General features: G+C 44.3%; 2 tRNA genes and 2 rRNA genes. All 4 read left to right on the top strand.

The features are described from left to right. Window positions 1-60 (top strand): 16S ribosomal RNA (locus WS40_RS10790); the annotation flags it as partial. A 113-nt stretch (window positions 61-173) separates the two neighbouring features. Beyond that, window positions 174-249, top strand: a tRNA-Ala gene (locus WS40_RS10785). Between the two features lie 43 nt (window positions 250-292). Next, a tRNA-Ile gene (locus tag WS40_RS10780) sits at window positions 293-369 on the top strand. A 312-nt stretch (window positions 370-681) separates the two neighbouring features. After that, window positions 682-912: ribosomal RNA gene (locus WS40_RS10775) — 23S ribosomal RNA — on the top strand; the annotation flags it as partial.

Below are 912 nucleotides of genomic sequence, written 5' to 3'. Positions count from 1 at the left end.
ACTGGGGTGAAGTCGTAACAAGGTAGCCGTATCGGAAGGTGCGGCTGGATCACCTCCTTTCTATGGAGACCAAATCAGATGAAACAAGCTGATTTAAATTCCAAGGTCAGCATTACGAAAGATTTCTTTTCAAAACTCGTTGTTTAATTTTCAGGGTCCTGCCCGAGATATACGGGGGTATAGCTCAGCTGGGAGAGCACCTGCTTTGCAAGCAGGGGGTCAGCGGTTCGATCCCGCTTATCTCCACCAACGGTTCAAAAGGAACTGTAAGACTTCTGATGAACCACAATTTGGGCTCATAGCTCAGGTGGTTAGAGCGCACGCCTGATAAGCGTGAGGTCGGAGGTTCGAGTCCTCTCAAGCCCACCAATAAGAAACGAGCGACCTGCTTGCAAAATTTTATGAAATAAAATTTTGCATAAGCATTAAAGGAAGCGAGGTTCTTATCATTTGCACCTTGAAAACTGAACAATACGAAAGCAAAAGCAACAATAGAGGAAATGTTAAAATGTTATTCCGATCTTAATTTATAGATCAGCAAATAGGTTTTGACGTTTATATTGTTGGGATATGATCGAAAAGATCATACTACAAAATAGCTAAATTTAACCGAGATTACTCTAATAATTGAGATAAACGAAAGTTTATCCGCTACAATCCTCGAAAGAGGATTTTACAGCTGGTCAAGCTGTAAAGGGCGCAAGGGGAATGCCTTGGCACTGAGAGCCGACGAAGGACGCGACAAGCTGCGATAAGCTACGGGGAGCCGCAAATGGGCTTTGATCCGTGGATTTCCGAATGGGGAAACCCGATGGAGCAATACTCCATCAACCATGACTGAATACATAGGTCATGGTGGGGAACCGCCTGAACTGAAACATCTAAGTAGGGCGAGGAAGAGAAATCAACCGA

It is taken from the genome of Ruminococcus sp. N15.MGS-57, from assembly GCF_000980385.1.
In the GTDB taxonomy this organism is placed as follows: domain Bacteria; phylum Bacillota; class Clostridia; order Oscillospirales; family Ruminococcaceae; genus Hominimerdicola; species Hominimerdicola aceti.
This window is presented reverse-complemented; position numbering and strand designations above follow the sequence as displayed.